Here is a 17,016-nt window from a genome sequence, read left to right as displayed (position 1 = left end):
CCTCACGCAGGAGTAACCCGCATGAATGCCATCACCACTTATGCCAACGCCAAGGACCCCAACTCCCCGCTCGAGATCGTGCCGATCACCGGCACGATCGGGGCCGAAATCCGGGGCGTGACGCTCTCGGGCGATCTCGATGCGATAACCGTCCAGGCTATAAAGGACGCGGTCGTGCGTCACAAGGTCGTGTTCTTCCGGGGCCAGAAGGAACTGGATGACGCGCGCCACGAAGGCTTCGCCTCGCTGTTCGGCGATCCGGTGGCGCACCCTACCGTGCCGGTGGCAGAAGGTTCGCGCTACCTGCTCGAACTCGACAGCAAGGAAGGCTACGCGGCCTCGAGCTGGCACACCGACGTGACCTTCGTCGACGCCTATCCCAAGGGCTCGATCCTGCGCGCGATCACCATCCCTGAAGCGGGCGGCGATACCGTCTGGGCAAATGGCGAGACAGCCTATGAAAGCCTGCCAGAAACGCTGCGCCAACTGGTGAACAACCTCTGGGCAGTCCATACCAACCTCTACGACTACGCAGCTGTTCTCTCGAACGCGCCAAAAGGCGATGCGGTGGAGAAAGAACGGCAGCTGTTCCAGAAGAACGTCTTCGCCTCGACCGTCTATGAAACCGAGCACCCGGTGGTCCGCGTCCATCCCGTTTCGGGCGAGCGCAGCCTGCTGCTGGGGCATTTCGTCAAGCAGTTCGTCGGGCTGAACCAGGCGGATTCCTCACGTCTGTTCCAGATCCTGCAGGATCACATCACCCGGCCCGAAAACGTCGTGCGCTGGCGCTGGCAGCCGGGCGACGTGGCGTTCTGGGACAACCAGTCGACCCAGCACCGCGCCATCGCCGACTTCGGCCTCCAGCGCCGCACCCTGCGCCGCGCGACCATCGCCGGTGAAGTGCCGGTGGGTATCGACGGTCGCCACAGCCGCACCGTACGCAAGGAGAAGGCCACCGAATACCAGCCGGCCTGAGGGCAGGCAGCGGGGCGGCACCCCTCAATGCCGCCCCGCATCATACCGATACTCACAGGCGGTGCGGGCCGGGAGCCTTGAGTTCATGCCCGCTGCCCGCTGCCCGCTGCACAAGCATAAGCAGACCGAGGTGCTGCACCTTCCTTTGCTCCGCGTCGAAGTAGAGACTGGGCGAAGCAGTGAATCGAACAAGAACAGCAGCTGGCCACAGGCCACTCGATGGGCTGTTCGCCGCCGGGCGCTCAGACCCAGATTGTCATGTCAGGGCCATGTACCGGAAGTTGCGGAAGATGACGCTGCCATTGCCAGTCGCAAAGAGGGCCGGGCGCAGGCTCAGCAGGTTGTCGACGGTGTTGGCATTGTAGCCCGACACCTCGCTGCGCACCTCGTGACGCGTCCAAGCCTTGCCGTCGAGGCTGTAATGCATGGTGACGATCTGGGCGTCGTTGGTGATCCGCATGAACAAGCGACGTGAAGCCGGGGCGGGCTCGGGCCAGTAGGAGGCCTTGCCGCCGCGGTAAGTGGTCATGCGCTTGCCGTCGATGCCCATGCCGAGGAACAGGCGCTCGTCGAAGAACAGGAGCAGGCCGCCCGTGGCCTCGCCCATGAGTTCCAGTTCGACTTCGAACTGGTAGGCCCTGTCGCCAACTTGCTGCGTCAGCGGGGAACAGTCGGCCGGGCTCGTGCCCTTGCCGGCGAGGGTCAGAGTGCTGTCGACGATTTTCACGCGCCCTGCTTCGGCGGGCGGGCTGGCATGGAGGCTCCACAGGGTGCCGAGGCGATCCTGCATGAAGCTGTCGGAATGGGGCATGCCGTGCGGGACGGCTTGGCCGGATGGCTTGGGCAGCGGCTTCGACAGGTCGCCCCCGGTGGCGCGGAACCAGCCGTCAGCAGTCCATTCGATCGGCTCAAGCAGGGTTTGGCGGCCAAGCGTCTGATAGCCATTTTCATAGCCGTGGTAGACCATGTACCACTTGCCACCGGGGCCTTCCACGCAAGTGGCGTGCCCGCGCGACCACCACAGCTTTTCCGCCGAAAGCGTGCGCTGGATCGGGTTGTGCGGGCAATGCTCCCACGGACCGTGGATCGACCTTGAGCGTGCCGCGACGATCATGTGGCCGGTTGCCGGACCGCTTGTGCCGCCAACGGCGTTGACGAGATAGAAGTATTCGCCGCGACGGAACAGCTTGGGGCCTTCGGGCGACCACGCCTCGGTGATCCAGTCCTCGGGGTAGCGCCAGGCCTTGTAGGCGTCTTCGACGGGGCCTGCGGTGGCGAGGCCATCGGCGGTCAGCCGAACCCGCTTGCCGTCGTTGAAGAACAGGTAGCGGTGCCCATCCTCGCCGACGACATGGCCGGGGTCGATCAGTCCGCCGACGCCAAGATCGATGGGATCGCTCCATGGCCCTTCCATGGATGGCGCGTGGATCACGTAGATGTTGGCGAAGCTTGGCAGAGGCGGTGACCATGGGGCCTTCATGAACGGGATGTAGATGAAATAGCGTCCGTCATGCTTGGCAATGTCGACGGCAAAACCGGTGCCGACCGGCTTGCGCAACGCCGGGCCCAATGGCCGCCAGTTAACCAGATCGCGCGAATGCCAGATCAGCAGGCCGGGCGCTGCATCGAACGACGAATGGGTCATGTAGTAGTCGTCGCCGTCCTTGAGCACGGACGGGTCGGGATAGTCACCGGGAAGGATGGGATTGAGGTAGCATCCGTCGCCCAGGTCAGCCTTGCGCTGCCCTTCGATGCCGCGTGCCCACCGGGGCTTCTTGGATGTCGTTGTCGGCATGGAGGCAGTGCCTGCATCGAGACGCGCTGATCCCAGCAACGACCCTGCCAGAGCGAATTTCATGGCTGTGCGGCGCGATTCCATGGGTGTCTCCAATACATCAGATCCGAGATTCTTTTTCAGAAGCGGCGATCGGGGGCAAGTGCTGGTCGACCGAAGCGGTGGTGACAGGGCTTGCGCTTTCTCTCGCGGCGACCGACCTATGTGCGCATGACTGAAGAAGAAAAGCAGCACGAGCTGACCAAGCGCAAGTTCTACAAGGCCGAGCAGGAAGCCGGTTTCGTCGAGAACCACCCCAAGACAACACCGCAGCAGCAGGACCCCGCCTACCGCCTCGCCTTCCGCGATACCGACTTCCTCCTGCGGGAGGAACTGCGGCCGGTGCGGTTCCAGCTGGAACTACTGAAGACCGAAATGCTGCTCGACGAATCCGACATCGGATCGACGCTGGTAGTCTACGGCTCGGCGCGCATTCCCTCGCCCGAAATGGTCGATGCCGCGCTGGCGACCGCAACCACGCCGGAGCGCAAGGCGGTGATCGAGAGCCTCGTCGCCAAGGCAAAGTACTATGAGGAAGCGCGCAAGCTAGCGTTCACCGCCAGCAAGTGCGGACTTGTGGAAGACGGCAAGCGGCAGTTCGTGATCTGCTCGGGCGGCGGGCCTTCGATCATGGAAGCGGCCAATCGCGGGGCTCATGAAGCGGGCGCGGAATCCATCGGGCTGAACATTGTCCTCCCGCATGAGCAGGCGCCCAACGGCTACGTCACGCCGCACCTTTCCTTCCAGTTCCACTACTTCGCGCTGCGCAAGATGCATTTCCTTTTGCGCGCGCGGGCGGTGGCGGTGTTCCCGGGCGGGTTCGGTACGTTCGATGAATTCTTCGAGCTGCTCACGCTGATTCAGACCGGCAAGATGAAGCCCATCCCGATCCTGCTGTTCGGCGGCGACTACTGGAACCGCGTGGTCAACTTCCGCGCGCTGGCCGAAGAGGGCGTGATCAACTTCGAGGACATCGAACTGTTCACGCCGGTCGAAACGGCGGAAGAAGCGTGGGACCACATCGTCAAGTTTTACGACCTGGATTGCTGATCCGATGATCCGGACCGCGCGGTTGCTGTTGCGCCCCGTGCGCCCCCAGGATGATCTGGCGGCAATGCATGGAATCATGCGCCAGCCGCGTGCGATGGCCTACTGGTCCACTCCGCCACATGGCGATGAGGCGGCTACGGCAGAGTTCCTCGGCAACATGGCGGAGATCCCGCTACTGGAGGGTGAGGACTTCATCGTCGAGCATGAGAGCCGGGTTATCGGGAAGGCGGGGTTCTACCGCTTTCCGGACCTCGGTTACATGTTCGATCCGACGGTATGGGGGCAGGGCTTCGCGCGCGAGGCAGTAGGCGCAGTGGTCGCCCGCGGATTTACCGTCCACCACCTGCCGCGCATCCAGGCTGACGTCGATCCGCGCAACAAGGCGTCGATCCGGCTGCTGGAACGACTGGGTTTTACCGAAACGCATCGTGCCGCACGGACCTGGCTGGTCGGCGAGGAATGGTGCGACAGCGTCTATTTCGCGCTGACCCGCGAGGAGTGGGATCAGCGCATCGCCTGATGGCCGAGCGGGCCATGGCCCTTGCCGAAGCCGGGCGCGGCAAGCAGGGCGGCGCGAACAAACTCGCGGGCGTCCTCGACTGCTTCTTCAAGCGATGCGCCGCTGGCGAGCAACGTGGCGATGGCGCTGGACATCGTGCAGCCGGTGCCGTGGGTGTGGCGGGTGTCGATCCGCGAGGCCGTCCAGACCCGTTCCGGCCGGCCCGGAATGACAAGGCGATCGATCACCTCGGGGCCATCGGCATCCCCGCCTTTTGCAATGTAGGCAATTCCCCGCGTCTTCATCGCAACATCCCCGCCAAGCGCTTCAAGTTCGGGAACGTTGGGCGTTGTAAGCGTGGCGAGGGCCATCAGGCGTTCAAAAGCCGCAATAGTCGCCGCGTCGGCGAGAGCTGCCCCGCTGGTGGCGATCATCACCGGGTCGAACACGATGGGCACGGACAGGCGTTCCAGCCGATCTGACACCACCGCGGCGATGTCCGGCGAGCCGAGCATGCCGATCTTCACGGCGTCGACCCCCAGATCGTTCACGCAGGCATCGATCTGCGCCGCGACGATGGCGGGATCGACGGGAAGCACAGCATGGACGCCGGTCGTATCCTGCGCAGTCAGGGCGCAGATGGCGGTCATGGCATAGCCGCCAAGCATGGTGATAGTCTTGATATCGGCCTGAATCCCGGCGCCGCCACCGGAGTCCGACCCTGCAATCGAAAGGACGCGCGGTGGCTTCATCCCTTGAACTTGCGCTCCGTCGAGGGCGGATGCTTGGCGTGGAGGGCCTTGGCACGCGTCGGGCGGTCCATCAGTTCGCCGCCGCAGTTGGGGCAGCGATCGTCGAGTTCCTCGGCGCATTCGGCGCACCACGTGCACTCGAACGAGCAGATGAACGCGCCGGGCGCTTCGGCCGGAAGGTCCGTGCCGCACCGTTCGCAGTCCGGGCGCATTTCCAGCATCAGGCGGCCTTCCGCACGGCGTCGCAGATCTGGTCGACAACCGCTTCGACTTCGTCTGCATCGTCACCCTCGGCCATGACGCGGATGACCGGCTCTGTGCCCGAGGGGCGGATGACGAGGCGCCCCTTGCCCAGCAGGCGGGCTTCGGCATCGGCAATCGCCTGCTTGACGATCTTGTTATCAAGCGGCTTGCCCCCAGCAAAGCGAACATTCTTGAGCAATTGCGGGACCGGATCGAACTGGTGCAGCAGTTCGCTGGCAGGCTTGCCGCTTTCCACCAAGGCGGCAAGCACCTGCAGCGCGGCGACCGTGCCGTCGCCGGTGGTGGCATGGTCGGTCAGGATCATGTGGCCGGACTGTTCGCCACCGACGTTGAAGCCACCCTCGCGCATGCGCTCGAGCACGTAGCGATCGCCGACCGAAGTCCGCTCGAGCGTGAGGCCCTTGCCATTGAGGCAGCGTTCGAGGCCGAGGTTCGACATGACGGTCGCAACCACGCCGCCGCCGCGCAACTCGCCGCGCGCTGCCAGCTGGGTGCCGATCAGCGCCATGATCTGATCGCCGTCGACAGTCTGGCTCTTCTCGTCGACCACGATCAGGCGGTCGGCATCGCCATCGAGGGCAATGCCGATGTCGGCGCGCACTTCGCGCACCTTCGCCTTGATCGCATCAAGGTGAGTCGAGCCGACGCCAGCATTGATGTTCTTGCCGTTGGGTTCGACCCCGATGGCGATGACTTCGGCGCCCAGTTCCCACAGGGCCGAGGGCGTGACGTGGTAGGCTGCACCATTGGCGCAATCGATCACGATGCGCAGGCCATCGAGCCGGACATTGTCGGGCAGGCTGGCCTTGACCGCGTGGATATATCGTCCGCGCGCGTCCTCGATGCGGCGGGCGCGGCCGACTTGCGTGGCGTCGGCCAATGGGAGGTCCTGCGCCAGCATCGCCTCGATGGCGAGTTCGGCGTCATCCGATAGCTTGAACCCGTCAGGCCCGAACAGCTTGATGCCGTTGTCCTCAAACGGATTGTGGCTGGCCGAGATCATCACACCAAGGTCCGCGCGCATCGAGCGCGTGAGCATGGCGACGGCGGGCGTCGGCATCGGGCCGAGCAGCACCACATCCATGCCGACCGATGTGAAGCCCGCTGTCATGGCGCTTTCCATCATGTAGCCGGAAAGGCGCGTGTCCTTGCCTATGACCACGCGATGGCGGTGGTCGCCGCGCTGGAAATAGGTGCCTGCAGCCTGCCCGACCTTCATCGCGGTGGCGGCGGTCATCACTCCGGCGTTGGTCCGGCCCCTGATACCGTCGGTGCCGAAGAACTTGCGTGCCATGAAACGGCCATTCCCTTTTATTCGTGTGCCCAATCCGGGCGCCCTGCGTTGCCTTGCCGTGCAACCTAGCTAAAGTCTTCTCAAGATGACCTTACCGCCTTCTGAAAATTCGTCCATCTCGCAACCGCCGATCCCGACGATCCGCGCGGGCTGGATATTTGCAGCGCTGGTTGGTGGTCTGGGTCTTGGCCTTGCGCTGGCCTTCATCAATCCGGCAATGCTCGATCCGGTGCTGGTCGTAGCCCAGCCGGTTGGTGCGCTATGGCTCAATGCCCTGCGCGCAACGATCGTGCCGCTGGTGGTCTCACTGTTGTTCACCGGCATTGCACAGACCGTTGCTGCCGCCCGTGCCGGAGCCCTTGCGCGTCGCGCTCTGCTGTTCTTCTTCACAATCCTCGCAGGCGGGAGCGCGATGGCGGCGTTGCTGGTTCCGGCGATCCTTTCGATCTTCCCGATGCCCACGGCAGCGGCCGAGGCCCTGAGGGCCAGTGTTGCGCAGATCCATGACAAGGCGACGGTGCCGGGTTTCGGCGCGTTCCTGCAATCGCTGGTGCCAACCAACGTGCTGCAATCGGCAGCGGCTGACCAGATACTGCCGGTGATCCTGTTCACCGCCGTGTTCGGCCTTGCCGCCACTCGCCTCGCCGAAACACAGCGCCGGTCGCTGACGACATTCTTCGAGGCCGTGGCCAACGCCATGCTGGTGGTGATCGGCTGGGTGCTGCTGGCGGCTCCACTCGGCGTGTTCTGCCTGAGCCTGTCCGTTGCCGCGCAGAGCGGTACTTCGGCGATTGGCGCGTTGGCCCACTACGTTCTGGTGGTGACATCGGCCGGTACGGTCATCTTCCTGACCGCCTATCTCGTGGCCGTGTTCGGCGCGCGCCTGCGGCTGGGCGAGTTCGCGCGAGCAGTGCTCCCGGCACAGGCATTGGCCCTATCCACCCAGTCCTCGCTGGCGACCTTGCCGGCCATGCTGACGGTTTGTCGCAAGCTGGGCGTGCGGGACCAGACGTCCGATCTCGTGATGCCGCTTGCGGTGGCCCTGTTCCGGGCGACGGGACCGGCGATGAATTTCGCGGTGGCGATCTATGTGGCGCACTGGTTCGGCATGCCGATCACCCCGTCGATGCTGGTGGCAGGCTTCGTCGTGGCGACGCTGACCACGCTCGGCGCGGTCAGCCTGCCGGGGGCGATCAGCTTCGTCACGTCGATCGGGCCGATTTCCATTGCCATGGGCGTGCCGGTGGAACCGCTTGCGATTCTGGTAGCGGTCGAAGTGCTGCCTGATCTGATGCGCACGCTAGGAAACGTCACCATGGACGTAGCCGTGACGGCGGCAGTGGATCGCGCCCACGGTGAACCTGTGCGTTAAGTGCAACTGTTGTTTCGATAATTTCAACGATCCTTGGCGGGAAGGTGACGCAACCAACCCCTACCTTGCGCGTTGGTCTGCGACGCAGATTTCCAAGCAAGGACGCAAAACATCATGGCGATCACCCTTCCTCCGCTGCCTTATGCCGATACCGCGCTCGAGCCGAGCATCTCGGCCACCACGCTGCAGACGCACCATGGCAAGCATCACAAGGCCTATGTCGACAAGACCAATGCCGCCGTCGACGGCACCGATCTTGCGGACAAGAGCCTTGAGGACATCATCGCGGCTGCCGAGGCGAAGGGTGACAAGGGACTGTTCAACAATGCCGCCCAGAGCTGGAACCACGCGTTCTACTGGAACAGCCTGACGCCCGACGCGTCAGAGCCGACCGGCGATCTGGCCGCGGCGATCGAAGGCAGCTTCGGCTCGCTCGACCGGCTGCGCGAGGAACTGGCGGCACAAGGTGCGGCACACTTCGCCTCCGGCTGGGTCTGGCTCGTAGCGCGCGGTGACAAGCTGGCAGTCGGGCAGACGCACGATGCGGCGACCTTTGCGACCGGCGATGCCAAGCCGCTGCTGGTCATCGACCTGTGGGAACACGCCTACTACCTCGATCACAAGAACCTGCGCCCTGAATACCTCAAGGCCGTTATCGAGAAGCACCTGAACTGGGCTTTCGCTGCCGAGAACCTCGGTCGCGATGGTACATGGACCTATCCGGCCTGACCCGTTTCTGCCTGCCCGTCCTCGTCGATTCCGGCGAGGCGGGCGGGTTCGAACAGCGATTCACCGAAGAGAAAGCCGACGATATTTGGTCGGCCGATATGATCGAGCAGCGCAGCGACTGTCAGCAGGATCGGTACTGAAAGCAGCGCACCCAGTACGCCCCAGATCCACGAGAAGTAGCTGATCGACAGCAGGATCGCGACGGGATTGAGCGTGAAGCGCGCGCCAAGGATCGACGGGGTCACCACGTTTGATTCAAGCGCGTGCAGTCCAAGGTAGGCGAGCACCGGAACAAGTCCGACCGCAACGGTGGAGGCGGTGCCCAACCCGACCAGCGCCAGCAGCCCCATCATCACCAGCGGGCCGAGGTAGGGCAGGAAGTTGAGGACGAAGGCTAGTCCGCCCCACATCACCGGAGCGCTCATGCCGAAGCCCCAGGCCCCCAGCGCGACGATCACGCCCACGCCGAAGTTAACCTGTGCCACGGTCAGGATATAGCTGGCCACACGCTCCTGGACGTCGCGCAGGACTCGGGCGAGGCGCACCGATGCGTTGAAGGAGTGCCGGTCGAGCAGGATGCGTCGCTTCATGCGAATCCGCGATTCGATCATAAAGAACGTCATCAGCAGGGTGAGCAGTGTTTCCAGGATCACGCTCGGCGTCGCGAAGGCCACCTGCTCGATCACCGAAGGGCTGGCGACGACGACCTCCCTCGATGCAGAATGGCCGGTGATCCGTGCAAGCTGCCGATTGACGTCGGCAATCCACGAGAGGTTCCCGCGCAATTCGGTAAAGCGCCGCGCCACCTGCCGGGCCAGCGTGGGCACCTGATCGACCATCACGAATGCCGGCTGCAGGATCAGCAGCAAAGCCATCAGCACCACCGCGATGAGTGCGCAGATGGCGATGAACGAGGCCAGCATGTTGGGCAGGCCAAGCCGGGTCAGCCGATCGGCGAGAGGCGACAGCACGATCGTGAAGATCATGGCCGTGACCGGCGGCAGGAACACTACCGAGCCTATCGAAAGCACGAAAGGCAGCGCCAGGAACAGCCCGAGGCCAAGCAAAAGGACGATTGCGGACTGCAGTCGTGCGCGCTCCCCCGCCGGATCCGGCGTATCAAGCGGCAGTGTCTGCAGATCGGGCAGAGGGTGGTTCACGGACAGTTGCCTGACAGGAGTTTCGTTCGCTCATCCACCCATGTCAGGCGCCAATCAAGGGTTTCGGTAGATCCCGCCGCATTTTGCCGCCCCCTGTTGCAAGTGCGGCATCCAACCGCACCTGCCTCAGTTGTGGCCGCCAGCCTGCACCGTGTCTTCGAGTTCGCTCATGATTGCGGAATGCGCGACGGCATCGTCCGTGCTACGGCGGGGAATCTGCCCGTTCTCGATCATCTGCGACAAGGCGGCGCGGGCGCGTCCGACGCGGCTCTTGATGGTGCCGACCGCGCAACCGCAGATTTGCGCTGCTTCCTCATAGCTGAAGCCCCCAGCGCCGACCAGGAGCAGCGCCTCACGGCGTTCCGGCGGGAGCGTCAGAAGTGCACGATGCATATCGGAAAGGTGCATCGGCCCTTCCTGCGCTGCCGGGGCAACCAGAATGCGCTCGGCAACCGTCTCGTCGTAGTCGGCGCGGAAACGGTTGCGCCGCATGTCGGTAAGGTAGGCATTGCGCAGGATGACGAAAGTCCATGCGCGCATGGACGTGCCGGGTTCGAACCGCTCCTGCGCGGCCCACGCCTTGAGCAGGGTTTCCTGCACGAGATCGTCAGCCAGATCCGGCCTTCCGCACAGGCCTCGGGCGAAGGCGCGAAGATGCGGGATGACGCCCGTCAGCTCGCGCTTGAATGTGGCGGGATCGCTTGCGGGACGAGGAGATTTGTCAATCGGCTCATCGGCTGGCGCAGGGTGGACCTCAGCCATTGGAAGGATCGTCCAGCTTGTTCAGCAGGTCCGCAAAACTGTCGGGCAACGGTTCGTCGAGCACGGAATCGTATAGGCGCTTCAGTCCGTCCGCCCATTCCGGCGGGCGCGATTTTCCGCCCCTGCGCCGCTGTTGACCGGGATTCATCGGTTTTTCTTTCGACATTCGCTCTGTCAACGCCTCCCCCTCCAGGGATAATCCATAAAACGACCGCAAGGGCGCGGCAGATGCGTATTACTAACAGCGCCGTCTGCTTCGTGCACCTTGCCCGGTGCGGGCAATCACTCCGAAACGCTCCGGCGCGCGGTTTCGTTATGGAACGATATTCGTCGCGGTCGGTTCCCGCTAAGTCGCCGCATCGTGCAATTCGATTTGCGGCGCAGATCAGTGTACCGGAAGGAGCGGGCCTTCCGGCAAAGCCTGCCACAAAGGGGATACGGGCGCGCGATGGAGAAGTTGCTTGCCCAGAAGAAGATGACGCCGCGGTGGTACGAGCGTTTTCCTCGGGCAGTTCCTGTCGGGATCTTCGGATTGACGATGGCGGTGACGCTGCTCAGCGTGTTCGCCATCGAGACGGCAGAAGATCGGCGCCAGACTGCCATGACCGCGCAGACGGCCCAGGCTGTAGCGTCCGGTCTGGAAAGGCGCTCGAACGCCAACGCCGCCTACCTGAGATCAAGCGCCGCTCTCTTCGCAACCCAGCAGATGGTCGAAGCCCCGCTGTTCCGCACTTTCATACGGCAGTTGCATCTCGATGGCCGGTATGTCGGTTCGGACGGCATCGGCTGGGCCATGAAGGTCTACCGCGACGACATTCCCACGGTTGAGGCGATCATGCGGGCTGGCGGAACGCCTGACTTTGCGGTGCATCCGCAGCCCGAAGAGGCGCGCCCCTTTGTCGTGCCGGTGATGTTCCTCGAACCGGATACGGACCGCAATCGGCGCGCGATCGGGTTCGACATGTTCTCGGAGTCCATGAGGCGGGCGGCGATGAAGGCGGCAGAGCGCACAGGCCAGCCGACCGCTTCTGGCGCAGTCGTGCTGCAACAGGAAGGCAGCCCTGCCGGCGCACCGGGCTTTCTTGTCTACATGCCGGTCTACACGCTCGGCAGCGAGCAAGCTGGCCGTGCGCTCAGGGGTTTTGTCTACTCCCCGTTCAACGCGCAGCGGTTTCTCGAATCGTCGATCGACGTGAACCATCTTGGCGGGGCCGGAGTGCGCCTGTCCGATGAGGACAGCGCCGGGCGCCGCGTCATGGCCGTGATTGCGCCGGAGCAGGGGTCCGGCCAATTTGTTCGCCGGGTCATCGATATTGCCGGTCACCGCTTCATCCTCGAGATCGAGGCTCCGGCCACGCCAATGCTGTCCACCATGTCGGTCATGTCGCTGCTGTTCGGCCTGCTGGTGGCGACGCTTCTGCTCGTGCTGGCCCGGCTGCTCACCCAGCAGGCGGTCGAGGACCGCATTGCACTGGCCTGGTTCGAGCAGCAGTCCTCGATCCGCAACTCCCTGACGCGTGAGCTCAACCACCGCGTGAAGAACACGCTCGCCAACGTGCTGTCGATCATCTCGCTCACCCGTCGCCGGGCAACGAGCCTGGCCGAGTTTGCCGACAGCCTCGAGAACCGCATTCGCGCGCTTTCGGCGACGCATGACCTGCTCACCCAGTCGGACTGGGGCACCACGCCGGTCGAGGCGGTGGTGCGTGCGGAACTGGCGCCTTATGCCCAGGACTCGCAGCGCCATCTGCAGATCGGCGGGCCCGATGTGGAGCTCGCCCCGAACGATGCGCTATCGTTGGGGTTGGCGATCCACGAACTGGCAACCAACGCGGCCAAGTACGGAGCGCTCAGCGTCGAGAGCGGCCGTGTTTCCGTCAACTGGGCAATGGCCGGGGAGAACGTGGCGCGCATCGACTGGATCGAGCGCAACGGGCCGCCGGTCGACCCGACCAAACGGCGCAAGCGCGGTTTCGGTACAGAGCTTATCGAGAAGATCGTCGCTCACGAACTGCGTAACCCGGTGGACCTTCGTTTCGATCCGGAGGGGGTGCATTGCAGCCTGCTCATTCCGGTGCGGCGTCGTGGAGACTTCTCCATACGACAAGGGCGCAGCTGACGCCGCGCCCTTGTGCGATCCGGTATGCGGGCCGACCTACAGAGGTCGGCTCGATCCGAAGAACAACGCCTGGCTGATCGCCGTCCGGACGGTCTGCTCCTGAAACGGCTTGGTGATCAGATAGGTCGGCTCCGGCCGATCGCCCGTCAGCAGGCGTTCGGGGTAGGCGGTGATGAAGATGACCGGCACCGAGCCGATCTTGAGGATGTCGTCCACCGCATCAAGGCCCGAACTGCCGTCGGCCAGCTGGATGTCGGCCAGGACCAGGCCCGGTTGTTCGCGCTGAACGATGTCCAGGGCCTGCGTACGGGTCGCAGCCATGCCGCAGACATCATGCCCGAGCGAGCGGACCAGATCTTCGAGCTGCATCGAGATCAGCGGCTCGTCTTCGATGATCAGCACCGACGTTGCCGATTCGCTGTCGATCTCGGCGATCGCGTCCTGCACCAGCAGTTCCACGTCCGCCGGTTCCCGGTCCATGATGTAGGCGGCTTCCTCGATGCTGAAGTCCTCCAGCGTCGTCAGGAGCAGCGCCTGCCGGTTCGCCGGTGTCATCGCCGCAAGGCGCTCCTGCGCTGCAGCCTCATGCTGGCCCAGCGTACCGGACGAACGATCGGCTGTATCGACATAAGCTGTCGACCAGACGCGATTGAAGGCGTGATAGAGCTGCGGCCGGCCTTCGCCGATAGAAGCGCGCAGGGTTTCATCGGCCAGCGCAGCTTCGAGCGTGGCGCGAACAAAGGAATCGCCTGCGTTCTGGCTGCCCGTCAATGCACGGGCATAGCGGCGCAGATAGGGGAGTTGATTGGCAACCTTGGCACCCAGAGACATTCGTACCCCTTCCCGGTCAGTATCGTGCGCTCAAACGCGCGATACCGTCATCCGGTTCCCGGGCTGGAACAAGTGGAAATCGTCAATGGCTCGACGGCCAATGCAGGTGCTGCCTGCAACACTGCAACGACCCAGTCGGCCAGAAGGTCCGGAGACGTCGGCTTTCTGAACTGGATCGCAAAGCGGTGGCTTTCGGGGACAGAGCCGGAATCGAGCGCCGAGGTTATCGCCACCTCGCAGCCGAGGTCACGCAGACGGCACGCCAGGTCCAGCGAATAGCCGTCGGGCAATTGCAGGTCGAGCAGTGCTGCCGAAGGGCGCTGCATCTCTAAGATCTGTTCCGCAGCGGCAACCGTAGTCGCCACCAGCACGGTCAGACCGCGCTCGATCAGTGCGTCTTCGATGGCCATCGCCACGAGAACGCTGTCCTCGACGACCAGCACGAGGTCTCCTCCATGCGCGTCCATTTCCGTTCCCGTTTTTTGTTCCATGCGGGAACCGTAGGGCACATCACGGGAACAAACCCTGTCTTTTGACATAGCATGGCTGACGGAGGCGTGTTGAGTGAGGAGTGCGAATGGGCAGGGACGATGCCGAAGCGGGTTTCGGCAGCAGGCCGGACGGGCAGATCGATCGACAGGGAGGAGGGGGACATCTCGTGCTGAACGGTGGCCAACCGTGCCTCGCCTGCCCGTTGGCGGATTGCGAAGCCCTGCATCAGCCGCCGCCGGATCTGCGTCATTGGATCGCCGCGTTCCGGCATGGCGAGATGCGCTTCACCCGCGGCGAGCAGGTGTTCGGACAAGGGACGCGCCCCGCCTTTCTCTACACGGTGCTGTCGGGCGTCCTCATGCGCACGCGTCTGCTCGAGGACGGGCGTCGACAGATCATCAATTTCATGTTCCCGGGTGATTTCGTCGGCCTGCAAGCAGCCCTCGATGCCGAGATGAGCCATGCGGTCGAGGCACTTACCAACGCCACACTGTGCACTTTCGTGCGCGAGAAGTTCTTCGACCTTGTCGCGCAGCAGCCTCGCCTCTCTTTTGACCTGACCTGGCTGGCGGCGCACGAGGAGGCCGCGCTCGAAGAGCATCTCGTCTCGCTGGGCCAGCGCAACGCCCGCGAACGCATGGCGGCGCTGGCGGTGTTTCTCGTGCAGCGCGGCATCGATACCGGGATTGCGCCAGCGGGCGTTCTGACCCTGACCGTCACGCAGGGGCAGATCGCCGATATGCTGGGCCTGTCGCTGGTCCATACCAACCGCACCCTTCAGGCACTGCGGCGCCTCGGACTGGTCGATTGGACGCTGTCGACGATCAGCATTCCCGATATCGACGCGGCAAAAGCCTACGCGAAGATCGATGGCAGCAACTTTTCTTCGCGCCCTTACATTTAGCCTTTGAATTTGTGGGATAAAAAATTTTCCAGCGTCTGGAACCGCCTTCAGGGATGCTCGTTTAGGGTATGTCACCGCCGAGACCCCCCCCTCCCGTCCAAGCGGCTGGTGATACGATCCCGAAAGGTCCCCGATGGAAACGTCGGGGACCTTTTTTTCGGAAAGATCGGCCCCGGTCGTGCCGCAAGGCGTGGCCGGGGTTTTGATTGGCTGGGGGAGCCGGTCGAGGGCGACCTATTGCCCCGAGAGCGCGTGGCGGATCCGGCCGAACAGCCCGGCCGGCCGCTCCTTTTCGATCAGGGCGATCAGTGCTTCGGTCTGGAACGGCTTTGCAAGGACATGACCAAGATCAGCCGCGGAGGCCGGGATCGACGAAGGCGTAGCCGTGGTGAACACGATCAGTGGTGGACTTTCGCCGAGCTGGATCGCCAGTTCCGCCAAGGCCCAGCCATCGTCACGATCGGCGAGGTGAACGTCGAGCACGAGCAGCGACGGCACGGCAATTTCAAGCTGGACCATCGCCTCGGCCACGCTCGCGCAGATCACCACCGGCTCCGCGCCCGCCTCCTGCAGTGCTTCGGCGATATCCATGGCAACCAGCCCATCGTCCTCGACCACGAGGGCTGGGCCAAGCGTACGCAACGCCTTGCGCTTTCTGGCGCTCTTGCCGACCTGTTGCGTGCTTGGCACCCTGGACCTGTTCCCGTGATTGGCCATGACCGGCCTTTCTTCCGAACGCCGCGACGGGGGAGGCAGTTCCGTGTGCCCCTCCATTCGATCAGGCGCGACGCCTCACAGCGGCTTGTCGTAGATCACGTAGGTCTTGTTGACGTGGCTGTCGATGGCTTCGGCGATCGCATTCATCCCCTGGTTGTCCTCGAGAATCCAGCCGATCTCGCCGCGTGAGGCCCCGTACTCGCGCACGGAGTTGCGACGGATCGCCTCGATCATCATGAAAGCAAGCTGGCTGGCCAGACGCGAGGCCTGCAGCCGCTTGCGCACGCCCATCAGCGGCACGCGCATTGTGCGGACGCGCGGCTTGCGCAACCACAGCAGAAGCTTGGCCCAGTTGAACGGAAACAGGCTTCCGCCCATGGGCTTGAGCACTTCGTTGAGATCGGGCAGCGTCATCATGAAGGCCACCGGCTCGCCCTCGTACTCGGCGACCATGATCAGGTCCTCGCGCACGATCGGCTTGAACTTCTTGCCGGCGTACTTGATCTCGGTGTCGGTGAACGGGACGAAACCCCAGTTGTCCGACCAGGCATCGTTGAGAATGTCGAGGATCAAGGCCGCTTCGGCATCGAACTTCGACCGGTCGACATTGCGGATGCGGATCTTCGCATTCTTCTCGCCCGACTGGACGATGCGCTGGATCAGCGGCGGGAATTCCTTGGTGATGTCCAGCTCGTAGGTGTTGAGAGTCTTTGCAGGGGCATAGCCAAGCGCCTTGATGTAATCGTCGTAGCGCTGGGGCTGGTGTCCCATCATCACCGTCGGTGGATGGTCGAAGCCGCTGGTCAACTGCCCCGGCTCTTCCCAGATCGACATTGACAGGGGCGCCAGCACGCGGGTCATGCCCTTTTCGCGCAGCCAGTCCTCGGCGCGGCCGATAAGGGCCTGCGCCACGGCTTCGTCCACGGCCTCCAGCAGGCCCCAGTTCCCGGTGCCGGGGCCCATGCCCTGTTGCGGGTCCATGGCAATGGCCAAGCGGTCGATATGGGCCGAGATGCGTCCGACCACTGCGCCCCCGCGCCGGGCGAGGAACAACTGGACGTCGGCATGTTCGAAAAACGGGTTCTTGCCCGGCGTGATCAGCTCTTCGGCTTCCATTCGCAGTGGCGGCACCCAGTTGGGGTCATTGGCATTGAGGCTGTATGCCAGATCGACGAAGGCCTTTCGGTCAGCCTTGCCGGAAACCGGAGTGATGATTACTTCGCCTTGGGCCACGATCTTGCCTTTGTTTGCGGATATGGGGT

The 17,016-nt window shown here is 63.8% G+C and carries 18 protein-coding genes; 7 read left to right on the top strand and 11 right to left on the bottom strand.

The features are described 5' to 3' along the window. Positions 1–21 precede the first annotated feature (21 nt). Positions 22–975, top strand: a complete 954-nt coding sequence (locus I2488_RS11580; protein ID WP_196275969.1) for a TauD/TfdA dioxygenase family protein — start codon at positions 22–24, stop codon at positions 973–975. Positions 976–1,231: 256 nt separating this feature from the next. On the opposite strand, the gene I2488_RS11575 is transcribed toward I2488_RS11580, so the two are convergent. Then, positions 1,232–2,770, bottom strand: coding sequence for a family 43 glycosylhydrolase (locus I2488_RS11575; protein ID WP_343071055.1), 1,539 nt, complete (start codon positions 2,768–2,770; stop codon positions 1,232–1,234). 210 nt (positions 2,771–2,980) lie between these two features. Here I2488_RS11575 and I2488_RS11570 point away from each other — a divergent pair, with 210 nt between their 5' ends. Both I2488_RS11570 and I2488_RS11565 read left to right on the top strand, forming a co-directional pair. After that, complete coding sequence (locus I2488_RS11570) at positions 2,981–3,859, top strand: LOG family protein (protein ID WP_196275967.1); 879 nt, start codon at positions 2,981–2,983, stop codon at positions 3,857–3,859. A gap of 4 nt (positions 3,860–3,863) precedes the next feature. Further along, positions 3,864–4,379 carry a GNAT family N-acetyltransferase gene (locus tag I2488_RS11565; protein WP_196275966.1) on the top strand — a complete coding sequence of 172 codons (516 nt, stop codon included), beginning with the start codon at positions 3,864–3,866 and terminating at the stop codon, positions 4,377–4,379. Here I2488_RS11565 and thiD read toward each other — a convergent pair. From thiD to glmM, 3 genes are read right to left on the bottom strand one after another with little or no spacing between them, the layout of a single operon-like run. Next, positions 4,364–5,110 carry a bifunctional hydroxymethylpyrimidine kinase/phosphomethylpyrimidine kinase gene (gene thiD / locus I2488_RS11560; RefSeq protein ID WP_196275965.1) on the bottom strand — a complete coding sequence of 249 codons (747 nt, stop codon included), beginning with the start codon at positions 5,108–5,110 and terminating at the stop codon, positions 4,364–4,366. The two genes, I2488_RS11565 and thiD, sit on opposite strands and share 16 nt — an antisense overlap. Beyond that, on the bottom strand, positions 5,107–5,331 hold the full coding sequence (locus I2488_RS11555; protein ID WP_196275964.1) for a DUF1272 domain-containing protein: 225 nt from the start codon (positions 5,329–5,331) through the stop codon (positions 5,107–5,109). Before I2488_RS11555 ends, thiD begins: the two co-directional genes overlap by 4 nt. Then, on the bottom strand, positions 5,331–6,668 hold the full coding sequence (gene glmM, locus I2488_RS11550; RefSeq protein WP_196275963.1) for a phosphoglucosamine mutase: 1,338 nt from the start codon (positions 6,666–6,668) through the stop codon (positions 5,331–5,333). Before glmM ends, I2488_RS11555 begins: the two co-directional genes overlap by 1 nt. Before the next feature lie 85 nt (positions 6,669–6,753). Between glmM and I2488_RS11545 the strand changes: the two genes are divergently transcribed. Both I2488_RS11545 and I2488_RS11540 read left to right on the top strand, forming a co-directional pair. Continuing rightward, complete coding sequence (locus I2488_RS11545; protein WP_196275962.1) at positions 6,754–8,040, top strand: dicarboxylate/amino acid:cation symporter; 1,287 nt, start codon at positions 6,754–6,756, stop codon at positions 8,038–8,040. Positions 8,041–8,154: 114 nt separating this feature from the next. Beyond that, positions 8,155–8,769, top strand: a complete 615-nt coding sequence (locus tag I2488_RS11540; protein WP_196275961.1) for a superoxide dismutase — start codon at positions 8,155–8,157, stop codon at positions 8,767–8,769. Here I2488_RS11540 and I2488_RS11535 read toward each other — a convergent pair. From I2488_RS11535 to I2488_RS11525, 3 genes are all read right to left on the bottom strand, one after another. After that, a complete protein-coding gene (locus tag I2488_RS11535) occupies positions 8,757–9,929 on the bottom strand; it encodes an AI-2E family transporter (RefSeq protein WP_343071054.1) in 1,173 nt (390 codons plus the stop codon). The genes I2488_RS11540 and I2488_RS11535 overlap by 13 nt on opposite strands. Positions 9,930–10,055: 126 nt before the next feature. Continuing rightward, complete coding sequence (locus I2488_RS11530; protein WP_196275960.1) at positions 10,056–10,691, bottom strand: sigma-70 family RNA polymerase sigma factor; 636 nt, start codon at positions 10,689–10,691, stop codon at positions 10,056–10,058. Continuing rightward, a complete protein-coding gene (locus I2488_RS11525) occupies positions 10,684–10,869 on the bottom strand; it encodes a NepR family anti-sigma factor (protein ID WP_246465632.1) in 186 nt (61 codons plus the stop codon). Before I2488_RS11525 ends, I2488_RS11530 begins: the two co-directional genes overlap by 8 nt. Positions 10,870–10,956: 87 nt before the next feature. Between I2488_RS11525 and I2488_RS11520 the strand changes: the two genes are divergently transcribed. Then, on the top strand, positions 10,957–12,810 hold the full coding sequence (locus I2488_RS11520; protein WP_246465631.1) for a CHASE domain-containing protein: 1,854 nt from the start codon (positions 10,957–10,959) through the stop codon (positions 12,808–12,810). Between the two features lie 36 nt (positions 12,811–12,846). Here I2488_RS11520 and I2488_RS11515 read toward each other — a convergent pair whose 3' ends face one another. Then, positions 12,847–13,641, bottom strand: coding sequence for a response regulator (locus tag I2488_RS11515; RefSeq protein WP_196275959.1), 795 nt, complete (start codon positions 13,639–13,641; stop codon positions 12,847–12,849). A gap of 47 nt (positions 13,642–13,688) precedes the next feature. Then, positions 13,689–14,108 carry a response regulator gene (locus I2488_RS11510; RefSeq protein WP_196275958.1) on the bottom strand — a complete coding sequence of 140 codons (420 nt, stop codon included), beginning with the start codon at positions 14,106–14,108 and terminating at the stop codon, positions 13,689–13,691. 110 nt (positions 14,109–14,218) lie between these two features. Between I2488_RS11510 and I2488_RS11505 the strand changes: the two genes are divergently transcribed. After that, positions 14,219–15,037 (top strand): Crp/Fnr family transcriptional regulator, encoded by an 819-nt coding sequence (locus I2488_RS11505; RefSeq protein WP_196275957.1) that lies wholly within the window; start codon positions 14,219–14,221, stop codon positions 15,035–15,037. 234 nt (positions 15,038–15,271) lie between these two features. Here I2488_RS11505 and I2488_RS11500 read toward each other — a convergent pair whose 3' ends face one another. Next, a complete protein-coding gene (locus tag I2488_RS11500; RefSeq protein ID WP_343071053.1) occupies positions 15,272–15,727 on the bottom strand; it encodes a response regulator in 456 nt (151 codons plus the stop codon). A 102-nt stretch (positions 15,728–15,829) separates the two neighbouring features. Then, positions 15,830–16,987 carry an N-acetyltransferase gene (locus I2488_RS11495; RefSeq protein ID WP_196275955.1) on the bottom strand — a complete coding sequence of 386 codons (1,158 nt, stop codon included), beginning with the start codon at positions 16,985–16,987 and terminating at the stop codon, positions 15,830–15,832. Positions 16,988–17,016: the final 29 nt, after the last annotated feature.

The organism is Novosphingobium jiangmenense (genome assembly GCF_015694345.1).
Taxonomy (GTDB): Bacteria; Pseudomonadota; Alphaproteobacteria; order Sphingomonadales; family Sphingomonadaceae; genus Novosphingobium; species Novosphingobium jiangmenense.
This window is presented reverse-complemented; position numbering and strand designations above follow the sequence as displayed.